Source organism: Paenibacillus sp. OT2-17 (assembly GCF_009827695.1).
GTDB lineage: Bacteria > Bacillota > Bacilli > Paenibacillales > Paenibacillaceae > Paenibacillus > Paenibacillus polymyxa_B.
The window spans coordinates 1-2792 of the sequence record NZ_WUDQ01000489.1; the positions used below are offsets into that span (position 1 = coordinate 1).

4 protein-coding genes and 1 pseudogene are annotated in these 2792 nt (G+C 42.9%); all 5 read left to right on the forward strand.

Annotated elements, in window-relative coordinates:
- Positions 1–144 (forward strand): annotated as a pseudogene (locus GRP75_RS23545) (flagellar type III secretion system pore protein FliP); the annotation flags it as partial.
- A 37-nt stretch (positions 145–181) separates the two neighbouring features.
- The gene (gene fliQ / locus GRP75_RS23550) at positions 182–451 is read left to right on the forward strand and encodes a flagellar biosynthesis protein FliQ (protein WP_007430038.1); all 270 of its coding nucleotides are present in this window, start codon (positions 182–184) and stop codon (positions 449–451) included.
- A 10-nt stretch (positions 452–461) separates the two neighbouring features.
- On the forward strand, positions 462–1247 hold the full coding sequence (gene fliR / locus GRP75_RS23555; protein WP_160790524.1) for a flagellar biosynthetic protein FliR: 786 nt from the start codon (positions 462–464) through the stop codon (positions 1245–1247).
- Positions 1247–2359: a flagellar biosynthesis protein FlhB gene (gene flhB, locus GRP75_RS23560; protein ID WP_023988199.1), complete on the forward strand. Its 1113-nt coding sequence runs from the start codon at positions 1247–1249 to the stop codon at positions 2357–2359. The genes fliR and flhB overlap by 1 nt, the downstream gene beginning before the upstream one ends.
- Before the next feature lie 23 nt (positions 2360–2382).
- Positions 2383–2792, forward strand: a 410-nt coding sequence (locus GRP75_RS23565; protein WP_337194261.1) for an FHIPEP family type III secretion protein, incomplete at its 3' end; no start/stop codon positions are given.

Below are 2792 nucleotides of genomic sequence, written 5' to 3' on the forward strand. Positions count from 1 at the left end.
GTGGTGTCGAGTACACTCATGGCTATGGGGATGATGATGCTACCACCAGTAATGATTTCACTTCCTTTTAAGATACTGCTTTTCGTACTTGTAGATGGTTGGTATTTGGTTGTCAAATCATTGCTTCTGAGTTTTAACACATGAATACTTCATGCAAGGACAGCAATCAAGGAGGACGGCAATGACTTCGGAGTTTATTATTTCCCTGGCTGGGCAAGCGGTGTACATTGTACTCAAGGTGAGCGCTCCGATGCTGATTTTGGGGCTAGTCGTGGGTTTGATTATCAGCATTTTTCAGGCGACAACCCAAATTCAGGAGCAAACACTGGCCTTTGTTCCGAAGATTGTCGCCGTATTGCTGGCATTGCTTTTGTTCGGGCCCTGGATATTGACCACATTAGTGGACTTTACGTATAACATTCTGGACAATTTGTACAAATATATAGGTTAGGCTGAATGTTATGAACATATTGTTACAGAGTTTTCCTGTTTTTTTGCTGATTTTTTGTCGGATTACCTCATTTTTTGTAGTAGCGCCTATTTTTTCAACCCGAGGGGTACCTAATATCTTTAAGGTCGGAATTTCAGGATTTCTAGCTTTGGTCGTGTATCTTACATATGGTACGCATCAACAGGTACCGACTGATGTAGCGTATGTGCTCTTAGTGGGCCGTGAAGTGATGATTGGGTTGTTATTGGGGTTTACTGCATATCTGTTCATGACAGCGATCCAAACCGCAGGTTCTTTTATAGACCTACAGGTGGGTTTCGGAATGGCGAGTGTGTTTGATCCCATGACAGGGGCTTCAACGCCTTTAACGGGGAATTTCAAGTTTGCCATAGCTGTATTGTTCTTTTTAAGTATAAATGGGCACCATCATCTGCTAAATGCTATCTTATACAGCTATGATTGGGTACCGTTGACAAATGATTTTTTTGTAAAGCTGTATGGTGGCAGTGTAACTGAATTCCTGGTACGTTCTTTTGCGGAATCATTTATGCTTGCTTTTCAAATTGCTGCTCCCATTGTAGTGGCTACCTTTTTAACAGATGTGGGACTCGGTTTTTTAGCTAAAACAGCGCCACAATTCAACATTTTTGTTATTGGTGTACCTCTTAAAATTATTGTGGGACTGTTCATGTTACTGCTTCTCATGCCAAGTTTTGCTTTTATATTCGAAAGATTGTTTTCTGTGATGTTCGAATCCATGCGCAACTTGTTGGATATTATGGGTAATCGTCCTTAATGTCTGGTCTGGAGGAACGTAGTTTGTCATTTAAATATGCTATGAACCTGCAGTTGTTCTCAGGGGAAAAAACGGAAAAAGCTACACCCAAAAAGAAACAGGATGCAAGACAAAAAGGGCAGGTTGCCAAAAGCATGGAGTTGCCCGCCGCTGGTGTCCTGCTGGTTACGTTTTTTTGCCTCATGATTTTCGGCGGGTATTTTAAGGATCATGCTGTTCGACTATTTCGAGATATTTTTGTGAATCGGCTCTCTATGGAGGTAACGCCGAACACAACGCTGCTGATGATGGGCGAGTACGGCGTGCAAATCTTGATTATGCTGGCACCTATTTTTATTGGGGCTATTGTCATCGGGATAGTAGCAAATTACATGCAGATCGGTTTTTTATTAACCGGAGAGGGCATTACGCCCAAGTTTAGCAAGATTGATCCGATTAAAGGATTCAAAAATATTTTTTCCATGAGGTCATTGGTTGAATTCCTGAAATCTGTTTTAAAGATGACCGTAATTGGTTATCTGGTGTACAGCGTACTCTGGAAAACAAAGGCTGACCTACCCAAACTAGCTGAAATGTCCGGCGATCAGATGTTGAGCTTTACAGCTTCATTAACAATGGAACTGGGACTCAAAATTGGTGTGGTGCTGTTCGTTTTAGCGGTGTTGGATTATATGTATCAACGTTACGAGCATGAGAAAAACCTGAAAATGTCCAAGCAGGACATTAAGGATGAATACAAGAAAATGGAGGGTGACCCGCTGATCAAGGGGAAAATTCGCGAGCGTCAGCGCCGTATGGCTATGCAGCGTATGATGCAGGAGGTTCCTAATGCAGATGTCATCATCACCAACCCTACGCACTTTGCTGTGGCTTTGAAATATGACGGTTCGGAGATGGAAGCGCCGCAGATTATTGCGAAAGGGCAAGATTACGTTGCACTCCGAATTAAAGAAATTGCCAAGCAAAACGGCGTAATAACGATGGAAAACAAGCCGCTGGCGCGGGCGCTGTTTCAACGAGCCGAAATCGGGGATGCGATACCAGCTGATCTGTTCCAGGCCGTTGCCGAAGTGCTGGCGTATGTATATAAATTAAAAGGTAAAGTGAAATAAAGGGATCGGAGGGCTAGAGACCCGTGAAAATAAAAGAAATAACTGTCCTTGCAGGCGTCATCGGTATCGTTCTTATGATGATTCTCCCGATCCCATCATGGCTGCTGGATATCCTACTCGTCATTAATATTTCTATTGCTTTGATGATTCTACTCGTTTCTATGAACACGAAGGAAGCATTACAGTTCTCTATTTTCCCTTCATTGTTGCTCATTACAACGTTGTTTCGATTGGCACTTAATATTTCTACAACCAAACTTATTTTAGGTGAGGGCCATGCAGGGGAAGTAGTTGCTACGTTTGGTAGTTGGATTGCAGGAGGGCAAATTGCCGTCGGTTTTGTTGTCTTTCTCATTCTCGTGGTCGTACAGTTCATTGTTATCACCAAGGGATCTGAGCGGGTTGCTGAGGTAGGCGCACGGTTTACGTTGGA

Coding starts and splice junctions, on each gene's coding strand:
- fliR (WP_160790524.1), top strand. CDS start 462: ATGAACATATTGTTACAGAGTTTTCCTGTTTTTTTGCTGATTTTTTGT.
- flhB (WP_023988199.1), top strand. CDS start 1,247: ATGTCTGGTCTGGAGGAACGTAGTTTGTCATTTAAATATGCTATGAAC.
- fliQ (WP_007430038.1), top strand. CDS start 182: ATGACTTCGGAGTTTATTATTTCCCTGGCTGGGCAAGCGGTGTACATT.